We start from the raw sequence: 19,225 nt of genomic DNA, 5'->3' as shown, positions 1-19,225 counted from the left end.
CGGGAGAAGAGACATGACCAGCCAGCACAGAAACGGACAGCACGGCGGCACGGCGACGACGGCGGCGCTCGCGGCGGGTGCCGTGGCGCTGGCCGCCGCCCTCAGCCTGGCGCTCGGCGCGGGGTTCCACGCGCTCGCCCCGGCGGCCGGCGCGGCCTCCGCGGGTGGCGTCTTCGCCGGGCTCGCGATCGCCGCGGGCGCCGCCGGGCTCGCCCTCCAGAACCGGCTGCTGGCCCGCCGGCTCACCCTCACCCACCAGCACCGGCTCCACTTCGACCTGCTCAGCAAGGCCATCGACGACCCCGAGCTGGCAGCCGTCCTGGACACGTTCGAGGAGGAGGTGCCCCCGGTGAAACAGCGGCAGTTCCTCTACGCGAACGCCCTCTACAGCAATGTGCTGCACGCCTACCGCACGGGTTCGACGAGCGAGAGCGAGATCGGCGGACATCTGCACGTCATCTGCCGCAGTCCTATTTTCCGCGAATACTGGGAGTTCACGCGCCGGCACCGGGCCGTACTCCAGGAAGGCTCGCAGGAGGCACGCCTGGGACGGCGTGTCGACGAGATCGTGCAAAACATCAGCCAGTTGAGGTAATCCTCACCAATTGCCAGGAGGCCTACCGCGACCTGCGCGAGTCTGGTTGTCTGTCCTACGTCCCAGACTCCTCCGAGCCATTGGAACGGTCCCTGGTGAATATCGTGCGCAGGGTCGGTGCCTCCCCACGAGAACGCGGCAGCCTGTCGGGGCAGACATGCCCCGACATCTTCGAACTCAGCGACGGCAGCTTCGCCATCATCGGCATCGACATGACCGAGATCCTGGACGGCAAGCTGCCCTATGACGCCGCCCGTGCCGATTACGAGCGGATCGTCGTCATCACCCGCGACACGCTGGTGCGTGCCAAGGCGGACATCCCCGAGGTGTGAGGAAGGGACGTAAGGAACGGATAAGGAATCAATAGCGGCGCAGAGGAAACACACCGGAAATTCATGCCCGCAGCCACACGGCCGTGTCGCGCGGCAGCCGTCCGTCGGCGTCAAGGTCACCGCTGGCGAGCAGCAGCGCGGTGTGCGGCGGCAGTACGGCCGGCGCCTCGGCCAGGTTGACCAGGCAGCGCAGACCGTGCGGACGGGCGAAGGCGAGGACCCCGGGCGGCGCGTCCAGCCAGGTCAGCGGACCGTCCCCGAAGCCGGGCACGGTCCGGCGCAGCCGCAGGGCCCGGCGGTGGAGGGTGAGCATGGAGTCCGGGTCCCGGGCCTGGCGGTCCGCCGCGTACGCCTCCCACCCGGGCGGCTGCGGCAGCCACGGCGTCGCCCAGGGCTCGGCGGTCCACGGCAGCGGCACCCGGCAGCCGTCGCGGCCCGGGTCGGTGCCGCCGGAGCGGAAGTGCATCGGGTCCTGGATGCGCTCGCGCGGGACGTCGGCCTCGGGCAGCCCGAGCTCCTCGCCCTGGTAGAGGTAGACCGAGCCGGGCAGGGCGAGCGAGAGCAGGGCGGCGGCCCGGGCCCGGCGGGTGCCGAGCGCCAGGTCGGCCGGGGTGCCGAAGCGCTTGGCGGCGAAGTCGAAGCCGGTGTCCGCGCGCCCGTACCGGGTCACCGTGCGCGTCACGTCGTGGTTGCACAGCACCCAGGTGGCGGGGGCGCCGACCGGGGCGTGTTCGGCGAGGGTGTCGTCCACGGCGCCGCGCAGCCGGTCCGCGTCCCAGGGGCAGGTGAGGAAGGCGAAGTTGAAGGCGGTGTGCAGCTCGTCGGGGCGCAGATAGCGGGCGAAGCGCTCGCTGTCGGGCAGCCACACCTCCCCGACGAAGATCCCCCCGTACGCGTCGGCCACCGCGCGCCACGAGCGGTAGACGTCGTGGATGCCGTCGACGTCGACGTACGGGTGCGGGTCGGCGCCCTCGGTGAAGTCGGGCAGCGCCGGGTCCTTGACGAGCAGGGCCGCGGAGTCGACGCGGACGCCCGCGACCCCGCGCTCGAACCAGAACCGCAGGACGTCCTCGTGCTCCCGGCGGACCGCCGGATGCGCCCAGTTGAGGTCGGGCTGCTGGGGGGTGAAGAGATGGAGGTACCACTCGCCGTCCGCGACCCGGGTCCACGGCGGCTCGCCCGCGAACTGCGAGGGCCAGTCGTTGGGCGGCAGCTCCCCGTGCTCCCCGCGCCCGGGGCGGAAGTGGAACAGCGCGCGCTCGGGGCTGCCGGGGCCGGCCGCGAGGGCGGCCCGGAACCAGGGGTGGCGGTCCGAGACGTGGTTGGGCACGATGTCGACGATCGTGCGCATGCCCAGCTCACGGGCCTCCGCGATCAGCTTCTCGGCCTCGGCCAGGGTGCCGAAGGCCGGGTCGATGGTGCGGTAGTCGGCCACGTCGTAGCCGCCGTCGGCGAGCGGCGAGAGGTACCAGGGGGTGAACCACAGGGCGTCGACGCCGAGCCCCGCGAGGTAGGGCAGCTTCGCCCGGACCCCCGCGAGGTCCCCGGTGCCGTCGCCGTCGCCGTCGGCGAAGCTGCGGACGTACACCTGGTAGATGACGGCCGAGCGCCACCAGTCTTGCCGATCGAGGACGGCCACGGAACGGTCCTTTCGGGCAGGGAGGATTCCGCCGCCGGCCCGGAGGACGGGGCCCGGAGGGCGGAGCCTGGACGGGAGGGCCGGCGGCGGAGCGGGAGGGCGGCGGCGCCGGTCAGCCCTTGAGGCCGCCCGCGGTCAGACCGCTCATGATGTTGCGCTGGAAGATCAGGAAGATGACGAGGGTCGGCAGGGAGGCCATCGCGAGCGCGGCCGTCAGCCAGTTCTCGGGGACACCCTGGGCGAGGGAGTAGATGCCGACGTTCAGGGTCTGCCTGGAGGGGTCGGGCAGGGTGAGCATCGGCCAGAGGAAGTCCTTCCAGACGCCGACCACCGCGAAGATGGAGACGACGCCGAGGATCGGCCGGGAGATCGGCAGCACCACCGACCGCAGGGTCCGCAGCGGCGACGCCCCGTCGACGGCGGCGGCGTCCAGCAGTTCGCGCGGGATGGAGTCGAAGAAGCGCTTCAGCAGGAAGATGTTGAAGGCGTTGGTGACCGACGGCAGCCAGATCACCCAGGGCGTGTTGAGGAGGTTGCGCCGGAAGACCGGCACGTCCAGGACGGTCAGATACTGCGGTACGACCAGGACGGCGGCCGGGATCATCAGCGTGGCCAGCATCATCCCCAGGATGGCCCTGCCGAACAGCGGGCGGAGGCGCGAGAGCGAGTAGGCGGCGGCGACGTCCAGGACCAGTTGGAGGACGAGCGCGCCGAACGCGTACCAGAGGGTGTTCCTCAGCAGCCGCGCCAGGTCCATCATCTGCCAGGCGTGGCGGTAGTTGTCGGTGTGCACGCCGTGCGGGACCAGGGTGGGCGGGATCCGGGTGAACTCGTCGGTGGACTTCAGCCCGTTGACGGCCATCCAGTAGAGCGGTCCGACGAAGACGAGGGTGAAGAGGGCCGTCACCAGGACGAAGGCGGTCCAGTAGAGGACCTTGCCCCGGGTCCGGCCGAGGGTGGCCGGTGAGATGAGGGTGCGTGTCGACACGGGTGTGCCACCGTCCGTCCTGGTCTCGGTGCTGGCGCTGGTGCTGGTGCCGGCTGGTCCTAGCCGTGGTCGTCGGCGGTGCGGCTCAGGCGTACGTACAGCGCCGAGAAGCCCGCCAGGAGCACGAGCAGGCACAGGCCGAGTGCGGCCGCGCCGCCGTAGTTGTTGAAGTTGAAGGCGTACTGGTAGATCAGATAGACCACGGTCGTGGTGGAGCCCTCCGGGCCCGCGCCGTTGGTCAGCAGGAAAGGTTCGGTGAACACCTGCGTCGTCGCGATGATCTGCATGAGGAACATCAGCGAGAGGATCAGCCGGGTCTGCGGGACGGTGACGTGCCAGATCTTGCGCAGCAGCCCGGCCCCGTCCAGCTCCGCCGCCTCGTACAGCTCCCCCGGTATCCCCTGGAGCGCCGCCAGGTAGATCAGCGTCGCGCCGCCCATGTTCATCCAGGTCGCGGCGATCACCACGGAGATCATCGCGGTGTCGGTGGACTGGAGCCACTGCTGCGCGGGCAGGTGCACCAGTTCGAGAATCCGGTTGAAGAGGCCGTAGCCCGGGTCGTAGAAGTACTTGAAGAGCAGCACCGAGGCGACCGGCGGCAGCATCACCGGCAGGTAGACCAGCAGCCGCAGATACCCCTGACCGTGCCGGAACTCGTTGAGCAGGACGGCGACCAGGAACGGGACGGCGAAGCCGAGCACCAGCGCGAGTCCGGTGAACAGCAGCGTGTTGCGCCAGGCCTGCCAGAACGCCGGGTCGTGGAAGACGTACGTGAGGTTGGACCAGCCGGCCCAGGTGGTCCGCCCGTCCTTCGTCTTCTGGAAGGCCAGGACGAACTCGCGGGCCATCGGGTACCAGGAGAAGAAGGCGAAGCAGAGGACGGCGCCGATCAGGAAGCCGTGTGCGGTCAGCTGGCGCCTGAGCAGCCCCGGCCCGGCCGTTCTCGTCATCGGTTCGCCAGGACCTGGTCGACCTGGGAGGCGGCGGTGGACAGCAGCTTGTCGGCGTCCGCGTCCTTGTTGGTGAGGACCCCGGACATCACGTTGTCGAGGACCTTGTAGATCTCCTGCGCCTTGGGGGGTTCGGCCTTTGCGGGGACCGGGTTGTCCGTGTAGGCCCTGAAGTTGGCGACCGGCATGGTGGCGTTGGCGGCGCGCGCCCTGTCGTCGGCGGTTTTGGCGGGGCCGAGGAAGAAGTTCGGCTGGGGGACGCCGACCGGCAGCCCGTCCGCCTTGGTGCGGGCCCAGTCGAACTGACCCCTGCCCGGGGAGAGCGTCTTGAGGTTGAGCCAGGCGACGGCCGCCTTGATCTTGTCGGGCGAGCTGCCCTTCTTGATCATGTAGCCGTTGCCGCCGCCGAGGGTGGCCCTGCCGCCGGGGATGGGGCCCATGCCGAAGTTCTCGTAGCGGGCGCCGAGTTGCTGGACCATGTACGCGATGTCGTCGGGCGCCGCGAGGAACATGCCGAGCTTGTCGGCGGTGATCTGCTTCTGGAGGTCGCCCCACTTGAGCAGTTGCGTCTTGCTCATGCTCGCGTCCGTCCAGCGCATCTCGTGCAGGTTGCGCACGACCTGGCGGCCGAGGTCGGTGTCGAAGGCGGCCTTGGTGCCGTCGGCGGAGACCACGTCGCCGCCGAGGCCGTAGAGCGCGGCGGTGAAGTGCCAGCCGCCGGTGTTCTCGGCGCTGTAGTCGCCGTAGCCGTGGACGCCGCCGCCCAGGGCGGCGATGGCCTTGGCGGCGGTGCGGACCTCGGCCCAGGTGGCGGGCGGCTTGTCGGGATCGAGCCCGGCGCGCCGGAAGAGCCCCCGGTTGATGAGCAGGCCCATACGGTAGTTGCTGGTCGGCAGGCCGTAGAGCTTGCCGTCCTTCTTCAGTACGCCGAGGACGCCCGGGTCGATGTCGGCGAGCGCGGGGACGGACTTCTGGGTGACGTACGCGGAGATGTCGGCGGCGCCGTCGTTGTCGAGGACCTGCTGGAGGTCGGTGAAGTACGTGTAGAACACGTCGGGCTGGGACTTGGCCTTGAGCATCGCGGTGAACCGGGCGGGTTCCTCGCACTGGCCGGGCGTCGACCTCCCGACGATCCTCACGTTCGGATACGTCTTGTTGAAGGTGGCGACGTCCTCCTTCCACTCCTTCAGCTCGGCCGCCTTGGCGGCGGGCGGCATGCAGTCGATGGTCAGCGTGACCCTGGTCCGCGGGTCGAGCGGGGCCGCCGGGTCGGACGCGCCCGCGTTGCCGGAGCCGTCAGGGGTGCCGCCCCCGCCGCTGCTGGTGCCGCAGGCGGCCAGGACGGTGAGGGCGGCCGTGCAGAGCAGGGCCGGGGCCGGGGTACGGCGCGGTATGCGGGCGGGGCGGAGCCGGGTGCGTCTCATCGGTGGTCCCCTTCGGGCTCAGCGTGGAGGGCCCCCGGCCGACGGGCTCCCGGGGCGCGGCACACTCAACCACCGACCCCACTCGGACGCAATATCCGGCGCAGAATTCGCAAATGATTGACAGCCGTGTGACGGCGTTCTGCACACACGAACGCGCCGGGCGAAGTCGCCCGGCGCGTCGAGGAGTTGGGGGGAGGCTACGGCCGGCGCGGCACCTGCGCCGTGGAGCCCCGCACCACCAGCTCGGGCTCGAAGAGCAGCTCGCCCGGCGGCACCACACCGCCGCCGATCTGCGCGGACAGCAGCTCCACCGCGGCCCGTCCCATCGCCTCGATGGGCTGGCGCACGGTGGTGAGCGGCGGCTCGGTGCAGTTCATGAAGGCGGAGTCGTCGTACCCCACCACCGAGACGTCGCGCGGCACGTCCAGGCCCCGGCGGCGGGCCGCCCGGACGGCGCCGAGCGCCAGCGGGTCGCTGGCGCAGACGATCCCGGTGACGCCCCGCTCCAGCAGGCGCGAGGCGGCGGCCTGGCCGCCCTCCAGGGAGAACATCGCCCGCTCCACGCACTCCTCGGGCAGCGCCTCGCCGGCCGCCTCGGCCAGCGCGCGGGCGGCGGCGAGCTTGCGCCGGGACGGCACGTGGTCGGGCGGTCCGAGCACCAGGCCGATGCGCCGGTGGCCGAGCGAGACCAGATGGCGCCAGGCCTGCTCCACCGCCACCGCGTCGTCACAGGCCACACAGGGGAAGTCGAGGTGCTCTATGGAGGCGTTGATCAGGACGACGGGCACCTTGCGGTCGGCGAGCTGCTGGTAGTGCCCGTGCGGGGCGTCCATCTGCGCGAAGAGGCCGCCCGCGAAGACCACACCGGAGACCTGCTGCTGGAGCAGCAGCTCCACGTAGTCGGCCTCGGAGACGCCGCCCTTGGTCTGGGTGCAGAGCACCGGGGTGAGCCCCTGCTGGGCGAGCGCGCCGCCGATGACCTCGGCGAACGCCGGGAAGATCGGGTTCTGGAGCTCCGGCAGGACCAGCCCGACGAGCCGGGCGCGCTCGCCGCGCAGCTGGGTGGGCCGCTCGTAGCCGAGGACGTCGAGGGCGGTGAGCACGGCCTGCCGGGTGGACTCGGAGACCCCCGGCTTGCCGTTGAGCACCCGGCTGACCGTGGCCTCGCTGACCCCGACCTTCTTGGCCACCTGAGCAAGTCGTCGCGTCATGCGCGCAAGACTAGCGCAAGCGGTGCAAGCCGCTTGCGTAGAGCGGGATGCCGCCCCGAAGGGAGCTCGGGGCGGCATCCGACGGCGTGACCCGGCCCCCCTACGGGTTGATGTTGATCTTGAAGGTGGACGTGGTGTTCCTGATGTCCTGCGCGTTGTCCGCGAACCTCAGCCCGTTGAACGTGACCTCGCCGACCGCCGGGCCCTGGCCCGCTTCCGGCATCTCGTTCGCCCACAGGCCGAACCCGGACTTGGCGTCGTAGACGTCACCGCTGCGGTGCGCCCCGGTGATGCTGATGTCGCTCAGGACGGTGTCCTTGATCGGGAACTGCGGCTGCCCTCCCACGTAGTTGGTCTGGAACATCACCCCGCTGTACGTCGGCGAGACGATGTCGACATGGTTGATCCGGATCCCCTGGAACACCTTGGAGGCGGAGAAGAGCCAGATCGCGGGGAACGTCTGCGCTCCCCAGAAGTGGCCCCCGGCCCGCTCGATCGTGACGCCGTCGACGGTCGTCGGCCCGGTCCCGAAGCCGTTCATCGGGTAGCCGAAGTCCAGTGAACTGACGGTGATCCCGGCGTAGACCAGCGTGTCCGCGATCCGGATGTTGCGGAAGGTGTTGTCGTACCCGCCGTAGACGGCCACTCCCGCGGCCCGCCAGGTCAGCAGCGAGGTCAGGTTCTCGTAGACGTTGTTCTTCTCGTCCGCGCCGCCCGCGTCGATCGCCGAGAACAGCGCGAAGCTGTCGTCGCCGGTGGCCCGGGCCTCGTTGTTGACCACGTGGTTGTCCGTGGACCCGTTGGTCATGTTGACGCCGTCGGCGAAGGTGTCGCGGATCCGGGTGTTCCTGATGGTGATCCGGTCGGTGTTGGCCCCCCAGTACAGGCACACCTGGTGCTCGGCCCAGATGTCGTCGATGGTCATGTCCGCGACGTTGGAGAAGTCGAAGACCTTCCCCGGCCCGTCGATGCGCGAGGTGTAGTTGCCGAAGTACGCGAAGCCGGTGAACACCGAGCCGTTGGCGGTGTTCTCGGCCCGGAAGCCGATGTCGGTGTTCTCCTGCCCCGCCGGCGCGTGGAACCGGGTGAACCAGGGTCCGGCCCCGACCACCTTCACCGCCTTGCCGTACACCTGGAACTTGCTCGACGTCTGGTAGTCGCCGGGCGGCAGATAGACGCCGACCAGCTTGCCGGTGGTGTCCATCCGCACCTTGTCCAGCGCGTTCTGCACGTCCTGGTGGCCGAACCCGGCGGGCACGGTGTACGTCGCCGGGTCCGGGTCGGCGACCGGGGACGCCTGCTCCAGGCTGATGAAGTCGATCGCGTACGAGGAGGTGTTCGCGGCGTCCTTCTGCAACCGGATGGTCGCGCCCTTGGGCACGGTGTCGCCCAGCAGCACGTTCGCCTCGTCGTAGACGTGGCGCGGCGCGCCCGAGCCCGGGGAGTTGCCGGGCCCCGCCTCGGCGCCGTACAGCCAGGCGTACCTGGACGTCAGGTCGACGGCCTTGCGGAAGGTGCCGTTCACATAGACGTCCAGCGTGGAGTCGATGCCCCCGCCGCCCGGCGCGTCCGGGATCGAGAACCGGGTGACCAGGGTGTTGGTGGGCGCCCTGGTCGTGAACTCCACATAGCTGCCCGTGCTGTCGAGGGTCACGGCCCTGCGGCCGGAGGCCTCGCCCGCGAGGTCGCCGACGGTCCGGTTGGGCCCGACGACCCTGGCCCCGCCGCCCGTCACCCCGTCCTCCGCCTCGTACGTGTCGTACGGCATGTTGGCGCCGCGTCCCACGAAGAGCGGCTGTGTGCTGGTGTTGTTGCCGCGCTTCACCGGTAGTTCGTTGCCGTCGTCCGCGATCACCACCTTCACCGTGTATCTGCCGTTGGCCGCCGTCCAGCCGCCGAGGTCCACCGCGGGGGAGCTCGCGCCCGCCGCGATTGTTCCGCTGTAGGCGCCGGTGAGGGTCTTCACCGGGGTGCCCGCCGCGTCCAGGAGGGTGAGCGTCACGGCGTGGGAGCCACCGGCGGACGCCACCGTGCCCTGGTTCTTCACGGTCACCGAGAAGGACACCGACTGGCCTGCCGAGGGGGCGCTCGGGGACCAGCCCACTGCGGAGGCGACCAGGTCGGAGGAGGCCACCGGTTTGATCACCAGGGGGGAGCCGGTGATGCTGTTGTTGGAGTCGTTCTGCTCGATGACGCTGTTGTCCGGATCAACGGACGCGCCCAGCGCATAAGTTCCCGCGTCCCGCGATCCGATGTTCGCCGTCACCGTCCGGGAGGCTCCGGCGGCCAGCGCGCCGACGCTCGCGGTGCCCGCCGTGGCCCCGCCGAGCCGGAAGGCCACCGTGGTGGCGGCCGAGGCCGAGCTCCCCCGGTTGTGCACGGTCGCGGAGAGCGCGACGGCGTCCGACTCCACCGGGGTGGCGGGCGCGGCGCTCAGGGCCGTGATCTCCAGGTCCGGGTTGGGCGCGGGCACTCCGATGACCTGGAACTCCGCGACCTGCCCGGCCGTGGCACCCGAGTTGGCGGTGAACCTCAGCTGCACGTCCGCGACCCGCGCGGCGACCGGGATCGTCACCGTGTTCCCGCTGGACGGGCTGAAGGTGTAGTCCTTGGCGGCGACCAGAGCGGTGTACCCGGTCGCGCTCTGCTCGCGGCCGAGGACCTGGATGTTCTGTGTCCGGGTGCCCCAGCTGCTGTCGGGGTTGAGCTTGAGCACCACCGAGCCGGTGTCGGCGTTGGCGCCCAGCTTCACGGTGAGCGTGTTCGGATAGCTGGCGGCGGCGCCCTCCCAGTACGTGGTCAGGCTGTTGTCGTCGGCGTTCTCCGCGACGAAGCTCTGGATCACCGAGGACGCCGTGATCGGCTTGCCCACCGCGAGGTTGGAGCCGTCGCCGCCGGAACTCCCGTTGCGGGTCACGGTGTTGCTGGCCCCGGACCGGTTCCCGGCCGCGTCCCTGGCCCGTACGTAGTACGAGACGGTCAGGCTCGCGGGCTGGGTGTCGGTGTAGGTGGTGACGTTCCCGGCCACGCTCGTGACCAGGGTCTGGTTGGCATAGACCTCATAGGCGGTGACGCCTACGTTGTCGGCCGAGGCCTGCCAGGTCAGGGCGATCCGGCCGCTCGACGGCTCGGTGAAGGCGAGGCCCGCGGGCGCGGTGGGTGCCTGGGTATCGCCGGTGTCGGCCTTGCGCGTGACGGTGTTGCTGTTGGCGGACTGGTTCCCCGCCGCGTCCCTCGCGCGTACGTAGTACGCGACGGTCACGCCGGTGGGCTGGGTGTCGGTGTACGCGGTGGTGTTCCCGGCCACGCTGGTGCGCAGCTCCCCGTTGGCGTACACGTCGTATCCGCTCACGGCCCTGTCGTCGGTCGAGGCGTCCCAGGTGAGGCGGATCTGGCCGGTGGCGGGCTCGGTGTACGCGAGGTTCCGCGGGGCCGTGGGCGGCTCGGTGTCGCCGGTGGCGGGGCCGTAGACCTCCAGCTCCGAGAGCTGGCCGGCCTGCTGCCCGGTGTTGGCGCTGACCAGGACCCGTACGTACCGGGTGGTGACCGCGTCGAGGGCAAGGGTGGCGGAGTGGCCGGTGGCCGCGCTGAACTCGTACCCCCGGGAGGCGGTCAGATCGGTGAAGTCGGTGCCGTTGGCCGAGCCCTGGATCTTCAGGGTCTGGGTGCGGGCGCCCCAGCCGTCCGGCAGCCGCAGCACCACCCGGTCGATCCGGACGGAGGCGCCGAGGTCCGCCTGGATCCACTGCGGCAGCGCGCCGTTGGCGCTCTCCCAGTAACTGGCCCGGTCGCCGTCGCCTGCGTTGCCCGGCACATACGTCTGCGTGTGACCGGAGGCGGTCAGCGTCCTGCCGAGTGCGAGGTTGCCGCTCGTGTCGCCCGCCGCGTGCACCTCCAGCTCGGCGAGCTGGGCCGCGGGCCAGCCGGTGTTCGCCCGGATGTCGATCCGGACGAACCGTGTGGATGCGGCGGGGAAACCTATCGTCACGGTGTTGCCCGACCCCGGGCTGAAGCTGTACGCGGCGGCGCCCACCAGGGTGGTGAAGCCGGTCCCGTCCGCGCTGCCCTGCACCGCGAGGGTCTGCTGCCGGGCCTCCCACCCGGCCGGGAGCCTGAGGACGACCTCGTCCACGCGCGCGGAGGCGCCGAGATCGGCCTGCACCCACTGCGGGAAGGCGCTGCCGGAGCTCTCCCAGTAGGTCGAGGCGTTGCCGTCGGTGATGGTGGCGGCGGTGTGGGGGGTGTTGGCGCTGGAGGCGGCGGCCGGCCGGCCCGCCGCGAGATCGGGGCCGCCGGCCGCCGAGGCGGAGAGCGACGGCCAACCGACCATCATCAGACTGGTGGCGATCACGGCGGCGAAGAGCGCCCGTATCCGTGCCCGCCCTCTCCAGTGGTGGATTCTCATGAGTCCCCGATCCGTACGGGTAGGGTTCCGCACCGAAGTTTCTGCACCGAAGTTTCTGCGCGATGAAAGAAGACTTTTGCGTTGATCGGTCAGAGAGTTGCAGAGATGTGCCACGTCGTCCATGGCTCTCACCACCTGAACCGGCCACTCCCCGCACCTCCCCCACCGACCGGAACGCTCGCTTTCGCACGCATCAGCGGCGGGCCCTGCGGGTTTCCAGGGCGACTGCCGGATGGCCGCAAGTTCACCGCAAACCATGCAAGTCACTTACGTAGCACGTGCGGCGAAACGACGACTGTCACCCACGGGTCCCACGGACCGAACAGATTTCGGAATGCGCCGATCCGCCGTCTACCGTGCATAGGCATGAGTGCCGTCCCCAGCACGCCCCCACCCGGACGGCGGCGGTTCGGCCGGCCCCGGCGCGTCTTCTCCCAGGTGCTGCTGATGCAGCTGGCCATCGCCGCCGGTGTCACCGTGCTCGCGACCGGCCTGTTCCTCGCCCCGCTCAGCCACCAGCTCGACGACCAGGCGATGCGCCGGGCGCTGGCCATCGCCCAGTCCACGGCCGCGCAGCCGCGGCTCGCGGCCGACCTCCTCGCGTCCCGGCCCGCCGCCGACGGCCCCGTGCAGCGCGAGGCCGAACGGATCCGCCGGGCCACCGGCGCCGAGTACGTGGTGGTCATGGACCGGCGCGGGGTGCGCTGGTCGCACCCGGACGGCCGGCAGCTCGGCAGGGTCGTCTCCACCGACCCCAGCGACGCGCTGGCGGGCGAGGACGTGATGGAGATCGACAGCGGCACGCTGGGCCGCTCCGCGCGCGGCAAGGTGCCGCTGCGGGACGCCGGCGGGGCCATCGTCGGGGCGGTGTCGGTCGGGATCGAGTACGACAGCGTGCGCGCCCGGCTCCTCGCCGCCATCCCCGGGCTGCTCGCCTACGCGGGCGGTGCCCTCGCGGCCGGTGCGCTCGCCGCCTACCTGATCTCCCGCCGGATCCAGAAGCAGACCCGTGACCTGGCCTTCTCGGACATCTCGGCGTTGCTGGCGGAGCGCGAGGCGATGCTGCACTCGATCCGCGAGGGTGTGGTGGCACTCGACCGCAGCGGCCGCGTCCGGCTGCTCAACGACGAGGCCCAGCGGCTGCTCGGCGTCGGCCCCGAGGCCGCCGGCCGCCCGCTGGACGAGGTGCTGGGCGCCGGGCGGACGACCGACGTCCTCACCGGGCGCGTCCGGGGCACCGACCTGCTGACCGTACGCGGCCACCGCGTCCTGGTCGCCAACCGAATGCCGACCGACGACGGCGGGGCCGTCGCGACCCTGCGCGACCGCACCGAGCTGGAACGCCTGGGGCGCGAGCTGGACTCCACCCACGGTCTCATCGACGCGCTGCGCGCCCAGGACCACGAGCACGCCAACCGTCTGCACACCCTGCTCGGTCTGCTGGAGCTGGAGATGCACCAGGAGGCGGTCGAGTACGTCACCGAGGTCGTCGGGGTGCACCGGACCACGGCCGAGCAGGTCACCGAGAAGGTCCACGACCCGCTGCTCGCGGCGATGCTGGTCGGCAAGGCCACCGTGGCGGCCGAGCGCGCGGTCGCCCTGCGCATCACTGCGGACACCCTGCTCCCGGACCGGCTGGTCGACCCGCGCGGCCTCGTCACCGTCGTCGGGAACCTCGTGGACAACGCCCTGGACGCGGCCGCCGGCACCGCGGACGCCTCGGTCGGGGTGACCCTGCGCGCCGAGGGACGTACGGCCGTGCTGCGGGTCGTCGACAGCGGCCCCGGCGTCCCCGAAGGCCACCGCGAACTGATCTTCACCGAGGGCTGGTCCACCAAGGAGCTGCCGTCCCACGGCAAGCGGGGCCTGGGGCTCGCCCTCGTCCGCCGGTTCGCCGAGCGGCAGGGCGGCCACGCGCGCGTGGCGACGGCGCCGGGCGGCGGGGCGGAGTTCACCGTCGTCCTGCCGGAGGCGCTCAGCGAGGCCCTGGGGTGTGAGGCGCTGGGTGAGTCGGTGAGCGAGGCGGTGGGGGGCGTCGTGGTGGACGATCCCGTACGGGGTCATGCCCCGGACAGGACCGCACCGGGCGACGGCCCGCACGGGACCTTCCCGCAGGAGGAGGCGCGATGATCGACGTTCTCGTCGTGGACGACGACCGGCGGGTCGCCGACATCAATGCCGCGTACACCGCGAAAGTTCCCGGTTTCCGGGTGGTGGGGACGGCGCATTCGGCCGCGGAGGCGCTCGCGCTCATCGCCGGGCGCCCGGTCGATCTGGTCCTGCTGGACCACTACCTGCCGGACGAGAACGGTCTCGCCGTCGTACGCGAGCTGCGCCGCCTCGGCCTGCACACCGACGTGATCATGGTGACGGCCGCCCGTGACGTGGCCACCGTCCAGGCCGCGATGCGTCAGGGCGCACTCCAGTACCTCGTCAAACCGTTCACCTTCGCGGGACTGCGCACCAAACTGGAGGCGTACGCCGCGCTGCGCCGCACCCTGGACGGTGGTGGCGAGGCCGAACAGGCCCAGGTGGACCGGATCTTCGGCGCCCTCTCGGTCCCCGCCGAGCCCGACCTGCCCAAGGGGCACTCCCCCACCACCGCCGAACTGCTGCGCCAGGTGCTGCTCGCGGCCGAGGGCCCGCTCTCGGCGCAGGAGATCGCCGAGCGGACGGGGGTGAGCCGGCAGACCGCCCAGCGCTATCTGAAGCTCCTGGAGCGGACCGGCCGGGTGCGGCTCGGTCTGCGCTACGGCGAGACCGGCCGCCCCGAGCACCGCTACACGTGGGCGACCGGCCGCTGACCCGCGTGGCCCGTGCCCTTCGCCGACCGGCTCACGAACACGGCCGTACCGGTACGCCCGTGCGACGCGCCCGGCGGGGACGGCCGGGCACCTGAGCACGGGCGGATCGATCCTGCCCCTGACCACGGGCGGATCGATCCTGCCCGGCCGCTACACCGCGCCCGCCCCGGTGAGCGACCGCACCTCCGTCTCGGCGTGGCGCGCCGCGTCCGGCGGTTCGGCCGAGGTGACCGTGCCCATCCAGCCGGCGAGGAAGCCCAGGGGGATGGAGACCAGGCCCGGGTTCTCCAGCGGGAAGAACTGGAAGTCCACCCCGGGGAACAGCGCGTTCGGGCCGCCCGAGACGACCGGCGAGAGCACCACCAGGACCAGCGCGGGGATCAGCCCTCCGTAGACCGACCAGACGGCGCCCCGGGTGGTGAAGTTCCGCCAGAACAGCGAGTAGAGCAGCACGGGCAGATTGGCCGAGGCGGCGACCGCGAAGGCCAGCCCGACCAGGAACGCCACGTTCAGGTCCCGGGCCAGCAGCCCCAGACCGATGGCGACCGCCCCGATCCCGGCGGCGGCGATCCGGGCCACCGTCACCTCGCTGTGCTGCCTGGCGTGGCGCCGCCGCAGCGAGGCGTACAGGTCGTGGGCGACGGAGGCGGAGGAGGCGAGCGTGATCCCGGCGACGACGGCCAGGATGGTGGCGAAGGCGACCGCGGCCACGACCGCGAAGAGAACCGTTCCGCCTGTGGAGCCCGCTCCACCGCCCAGATTGAGCGCCAGCAGCGGTACGGCCGTGTTCCCGGCGGCGTTCGCGGACTTGACCTCCGCGGAGCCGACCACGGCGGCCGCGCCGAAGCCCAGCACGATGGTCATCAGATAGAAGCCGCCGATGAGGCCGATCGCCCAGACGACCGAGCGGCGCGCGGCCCGCGCGGTCGGCACGGTGTAGAAGCGGGAGAGGATGTGCGGCAGCCCCGCCGTACCGAGCACCAGGGCCAGGCCCAGGCTGATGAAGTCGAGCCGCGCGGTCCAGCCGCCGCCGTATCGCAGCCCGGGGGCGAGGAACTCCTTTCCGTGCCCGCTCCGCTCGGCCGCCGTGTTGAGCAGCAGGTTGATGTTCCCGTGGAAGCGCATCAGCACCAGCACGGTGAGCGTGACCGCGCCCGCCATCAGCAGGACGGCCTTCACGATCTGGATCCAGGTGGTCGCCCGCATCCCGCCGAGCGACACGTAGATCACCATCAGCGCGCCCACGCCGATGACGGTCCACGCGCGGGCCGCGCCGCTGGAGCCGCCGAGCAGCAGCGCCACCAGGCTGCCCGCGCCGACCATCTGCGCCACCAGATAGAGAACGGACACGGTGACCGAGGACGTTCCCGCCGCGATCCGGACCGGGCGCTCGCTCATCCGGGCGGCGATCACATCGGCGAGGGTGAAGCGCCCGCAGTTGCGCACCAGCTCCGCCACCAGCAGCAGCACCACCAGCCAGGCCACCAGGAAGCCGACGGAGTAGAGCATCCCGTCGTACCCGAAGAGCGCGATCAGCCCGGAGATGCCCAGGAAGGAGGCGGCCGACATGTAGTCGCCCGCGATGGCGAAACCGTTCTCCATGGGGGAGAAGAGCCGTCCGCCCGCGTAGAACTCCTCCGCCGAGCCGTGCCGGTCGCGGCTCACCCAGGTGGTGATCGCCAGCGTGGCCGCCACGAAGGCGCTGAACAGCAGCAGCGCCAGCGCCTGATGATCCCTGCCGACGCTCACCTCGCCATCCCCCGTGTCATCTCCTGGGTGTCCCAGCGCAGTTCGAGCGCGGCCCGGTCCCGGCGCAGCCGCGCATGACGGGCGTACGCCCAGGTCAGCAGGAAGGTGGAGAGGAACTGGCCGAGTCCCGCGACCATGGCGACGTTGACCGCGCCCGCGACCTGACGGTCCATCAGGCCAGGTGCTGTGGTCGCGGCGACGACGTACGCGACGTACCAGGCGAGGAACGCCAGCGCGGCCGGGACCACGAACCGGCGGTAGCGGGCGCGCACCTCCTGGAAGGCGGCACTGCGCTGCACCTCCAGATAGATGTCCGCCGCGCTGCGCCCGGGCGCCGCCTCGGCCGCCCGCTGCCGCAGCGGGGCGAACGCGGGCACCGTGCCGTCCAGTTCGCCCCAGCCCGAGGCGAGCGCGTCGTACCAGGGGTCGTCGATCCGTGCCGTCGCCGGGTCGTGCCGTTCCCGTTTCTCCACCGAACAACACTCCTTAGTCCACGGCCTTGTTCGGCCGCGTGCCCAAGGATGGGCAGGAGGGGACGCCCCCGCACTCTTCAACGCCCCCTCTTCACCCCATTAGGTGATGGCCGGACCCGGTGGGCGCGTGAGGCCGTGCTGATAGGCATACCGCACGGCCTGGGCCCGGTCCCTGGCTCCCGTCTTGGCGAAGATGTTGTTGATGTGGGTCTTCACCGTCGCCGTGGAGATGTGCAGCGCGCGGGAGATCTCGGGGTTGGACAGGCCCTCCGCGACGAGGCCGAGCACCTCCCCCTCACGGCCGGTGAGCCCGTCGGGCAGCACCGCCGGACCGGCCGCCGGCACCGGCGCCGTCACCCGTTCGAGCAGCCTCCGCTGCACCGAGGGTGCCAGGCCCGCCTGTCCTGCCAGTACGTCCTGTATCGCCTTGACGATCTCGTCGCCGCCCGCGTCCTTGGTGAGGTACCCGCGCGCCCCGGCCCGCAGCGCCGGGAAGAGCGAGTCGTCGTCGGCGTATGTCGTCAGGATCACCACCTGGGTGCCCGGATACTCGGCGCGGATACGGCGGGTGGCCTCGGCCCCGTCGCAGCGCGGCATCCGCAGATCCATCAGGACCACGTCCGGCGCCACTTCGGCGACCAGCGCGACCGCCTCCTCGCCGTCCCTGGCCGCTCCCACGACCTCGACCCCGGGCAGCAGCCCGAGGAGCATCACGATCCCCTCGCGCACCACCGACTGGTCGTCCGCCACCACCACGCGGATCGCACGTCCCCCGGCTTTCGCACCGTCCCCGGCCCCCGCGCCTCCTGCCCTCACACCGCCCCCTTCACCGGTCATGCCGGCACCCGCAGCCGCACCACGAAGCCCTCCTCCTCCGGTCCCGCCTCCAGAGTCCCGCCGAGCAGTTCGGCGCGCTCCCTCATCCCCAGCAGACCGTATCCGGAACCGCTCGGTCCCCAATCATCGGCAACATCGCCGCCCCCCGAATCCCTTACCTCCAGGACCACTTCGTCCGGCAGATACTCCAGCCGGACGGCGACGGCCGCGCCCGGTGCGTGCTTGCGTACGTTCGTCAGGGCCTCCTGTGCCACGCGCCGCACCGCCTGTGACGCCTCGGCCGTCAACGGCCGCCGCTCCCCCGCCACTTCGACCCCCGCCGGGCCGCCGGGTCCACCGCCTTCGACCAGCGTGTGCAGGAAGTCCTCGACCGGTGTGATCTCCCCGCGCAGCGCGGAGAGCGCCTGCCGGGTCTCGGCCAGTCCCTCCCGGGCCATCGACCGGGCCGCGACCACCCGCTCCAGGATCCGGTCCCGGAAGTCCCCCACGGGCTCGCGCTCGATCATCAGCCGGGCCGCCTCCAGGTGCACCAGCTGTGCGGAGAGGCTGTGCGCCAGCACGTCGTGGATCTCGCGGGCGATCCTGGCCCGCTCGGCGAGCGCGGCCGACTCGGCCTCGGCGGCCCGGGCGGCCCGCTCCTGGGCAAGCAGCCGCTGGGCGCTGCCCCGCGCCTCCGCGTCCAGCCGCAGCACATACCCGGCAAGGCCCAGGCCCGCCGTGGTGAGAGCGGTGGTCGGCCAGTCGTCGGTGTTCAGCGCGGCATACGCCCCCAGGGCCACCAGGGTGGCGGGGACTGCGGCGCCCAGCGGGAGCCGCTCCAGGGCGGAGACCGCACAGCCGCACCACGCGATGGTCGCGAAGACGCGCCAGTCGGTCTGCTGCGCGCCCAGCGCCGTCGCCATCAGGAGCGCGAGCAGCCCCAGCGAGCGCCACAGCCGGTGGGCCAGGGTCTGCTGCCAGAACGCCCGGGCCAGCACGACCATCACCGCCACCATGGCGACGCCCACGGCCCAGGACCAGTTCCGCGGGCCCTTCTCGCTGATCGCGGTCCAGAGCATCCCACCGAGCAACAGCCCGCGCACGCTCCACATGATGGCGACCCGTGCGCGGCTGAGCCCCTCACGGGAGAGCGCCTCCCGCGTGGGCCAGGTCAACCAGACGTCGGCGGTCACACGCGGTCCTTCCACAGCGGCCGGACCCGGCCGTCGGCAGCGACACCGTACGACGCGGGCAGGGAGTGGGCGCGCCACGCGAGGACGCCGCCGCGGACCAGGAGCGAGGCGGCCAGGCCCAGCAGCAGGGTGCCCGTGCCCATCCGTACCCCGGCGAGGGCGCCGATGCCGGTGAGCCCGATCCGGACGGCGATGCCGAGGCCCCAGACGGCTGCCGTCGCCCTGGTGCCCCGGGTCCACACCGAGCCGTCCGGCTCGGACCACAGCCTGTTGGTCCAGCCCCAGGCCGCGCCCATGAGGAGCCCGGTCGCGATCTCGGTGCCGAGCAGCACGACCGAGGCCAGGTGGTGGTCCGGGTCGACCAGGCCCTTCTCCCGTATCCCCAGGTAGACCAGGACCGCCGGCACGACCCACCAGCGCTTGGCGTCGGCCAGCGGCTGGGGCCGCACCTGGCGCGAGACGATCAGCGCGACGACGGCCACCGCCGCGAGCACATTCACGAACGAGGACATCTGGGCCTCCGAACCTCGACGGCGGGATTTCCCTCTGCCCTCGACGTTACGGAAACGGCCTGGTCGGACACATCGGGTCAGGGGTGGATCGTGGGTGGATCCCTCGGCTCCACCCACGGGTGGAGACACCACCC

At 71.6% G+C, this 19,225-nt stretch carries 15 protein-coding genes; 4 read left to right on the top strand and 11 right to left on the bottom strand.

Annotation, left to right across the window (positions count from 1 at the left end):
* The first annotated feature begins 13 nt into the window (after positions 1-13).
* The gene (locus tag AC069K_RS25740) at positions 14-595 is read left to right on the top strand and encodes a DUF6082 family protein (protein ID WP_365109241.1); all 582 of its coding nucleotides are present in this window, start codon (positions 14-16) and stop codon (positions 593-595) included.
* Positions 596-690: 95 nt separating this feature from the next.
* On the top strand, positions 691-927 hold the full coding sequence (locus AC069K_RS25735; RefSeq protein ID WP_365109244.1) for a hypothetical protein: 237 nt from the start codon (positions 691-693) through the stop codon (positions 925-927).
* A 61-nt stretch (positions 928-988) separates the two neighbouring features.
* On the opposite strand, the gene AC069K_RS25730 is transcribed toward AC069K_RS25735, so the two are convergent.
* From AC069K_RS25730 to AC069K_RS25705, 6 genes are all read right to left on the bottom strand, one after another.
* Positions 989-2,566, bottom strand: a complete 1,578-nt coding sequence (locus AC069K_RS25730) for a glycoside hydrolase family 13 protein (protein ID WP_478620285.1) — start codon at positions 2,564-2,566, stop codon at positions 989-991.
* 112 nt (positions 2,567-2,678) lie between these two features.
* On the bottom strand, positions 2,679-3,554 hold the full coding sequence (locus AC069K_RS25725; protein ID WP_478620282.1) for a carbohydrate ABC transporter permease: 876 nt from the start codon (positions 3,552-3,554) through the stop codon (positions 2,679-2,681).
* A 59-nt stretch (positions 3,555-3,613) separates the two neighbouring features.
* On the bottom strand, positions 3,614-4,504 hold the full coding sequence (locus tag AC069K_RS25720) for a carbohydrate ABC transporter permease (protein WP_478620279.1): 891 nt from the start codon (positions 4,502-4,504) through the stop codon (positions 3,614-3,616).
* Positions 4,501-5,928, bottom strand: a complete 1,428-nt coding sequence (locus tag AC069K_RS25715; RefSeq protein ID WP_478620276.1) for an ABC transporter substrate-binding protein — start codon at positions 5,926-5,928, stop codon at positions 4,501-4,503. The genes AC069K_RS25720 and AC069K_RS25715 overlap by 4 nt, the downstream gene beginning before the upstream one ends.
* A 197-nt stretch (positions 5,929-6,125) precedes the next feature.
* On the bottom strand, positions 6,126-7,139 hold the full coding sequence (locus tag AC069K_RS25710; RefSeq protein ID WP_365109257.1) for a LacI family DNA-binding transcriptional regulator: 1,014 nt from the start codon (positions 7,137-7,139) through the stop codon (positions 6,126-6,128).
* A gap of 100 nt (positions 7,140-7,239) precedes the next feature.
* Positions 7,240-11,544 carry a discoidin domain-containing protein gene (locus tag AC069K_RS25705; RefSeq protein ID WP_478620272.1) on the bottom strand — a complete coding sequence of 1,435 codons (4,305 nt, stop codon included), beginning with the start codon at positions 11,542-11,544 and terminating at the stop codon, positions 7,240-7,242.
* Positions 11,545-11,910: 366 nt separating this feature from the next.
* Here AC069K_RS25705 and AC069K_RS25700 point away from each other — a divergent pair, with 366 nt between their 5' ends.
* Positions 11,911-13,674 (top strand): sensor histidine kinase, encoded by a 1,764-nt coding sequence (locus tag AC069K_RS25700; protein ID WP_478620269.1) that lies wholly within the window; start codon positions 11,911-11,913, stop codon positions 13,672-13,674.
* Positions 13,671-14,348 (top strand): response regulator, encoded by a 678-nt coding sequence (locus tag AC069K_RS25695; RefSeq protein ID WP_478620266.1) that lies wholly within the window; start codon positions 13,671-13,673, stop codon positions 14,346-14,348. Before AC069K_RS25700 ends, AC069K_RS25695 begins: the two co-directional genes overlap by 4 nt.
* 150 nt (positions 14,349-14,498) lie before the next feature.
* Here the strand turns inward: AC069K_RS25695 and AC069K_RS25690 are convergent, their stop codons facing one another.
* The 5 genes from AC069K_RS25690 to AC069K_RS25670 all read right to left on the bottom strand — a co-directional run bounded on the left by AC069K_RS25690 (position 14,499) and on the right by AC069K_RS25670 (position 19,091).
* Positions 14,499-16,097: a solute symporter family protein gene (locus AC069K_RS25690; protein ID WP_365109266.1), complete on the bottom strand. Its 1,599-nt coding sequence runs from the start codon at positions 16,095-16,097 to the stop codon at positions 14,499-14,501.
* Positions 16,094-16,570: a DUF485 domain-containing protein gene (locus AC069K_RS25685; protein ID WP_478620262.1), complete on the bottom strand. Its 477-nt coding sequence runs from the start codon at positions 16,568-16,570 to the stop codon at positions 16,094-16,096. The genes AC069K_RS25690 and AC069K_RS25685 overlap by 4 nt, the downstream gene beginning before the upstream one ends.
* Before the next feature lie 99 nt (positions 16,571-16,669).
* Positions 16,670-17,281, bottom strand: coding sequence for a response regulator transcription factor (locus AC069K_RS25680; protein WP_365109323.1), 612 nt, complete (start codon positions 17,279-17,281; stop codon positions 16,670-16,672).
* A 122-nt stretch (positions 17,282-17,403) separates the two neighbouring features.
* Positions 17,404-18,579: a sensor histidine kinase gene (locus tag AC069K_RS25675; protein ID WP_478620259.1), complete on the bottom strand. Its 1,176-nt coding sequence runs from the start codon at positions 18,577-18,579 to the stop codon at positions 17,404-17,406.
* Complete coding sequence (locus tag AC069K_RS25670; RefSeq protein WP_478620256.1) at positions 18,576-19,091, bottom strand: DUF1453 domain-containing protein; 516 nt, start codon at positions 19,089-19,091, stop codon at positions 18,576-18,578. The genes AC069K_RS25675 and AC069K_RS25670 overlap by 4 nt, the downstream gene beginning before the upstream one ends.
* Positions 19,092-19,225 lie beyond the last annotated feature (134 nt).

It is taken from the genome of Streptomyces sp. NPDC043908, assembly GCF_056435525.1.
The sequence above is the reverse complement of the archived record's forward strand: the minus strand, read 5'-3'. Positions and strand labels throughout refer to the sequence as shown.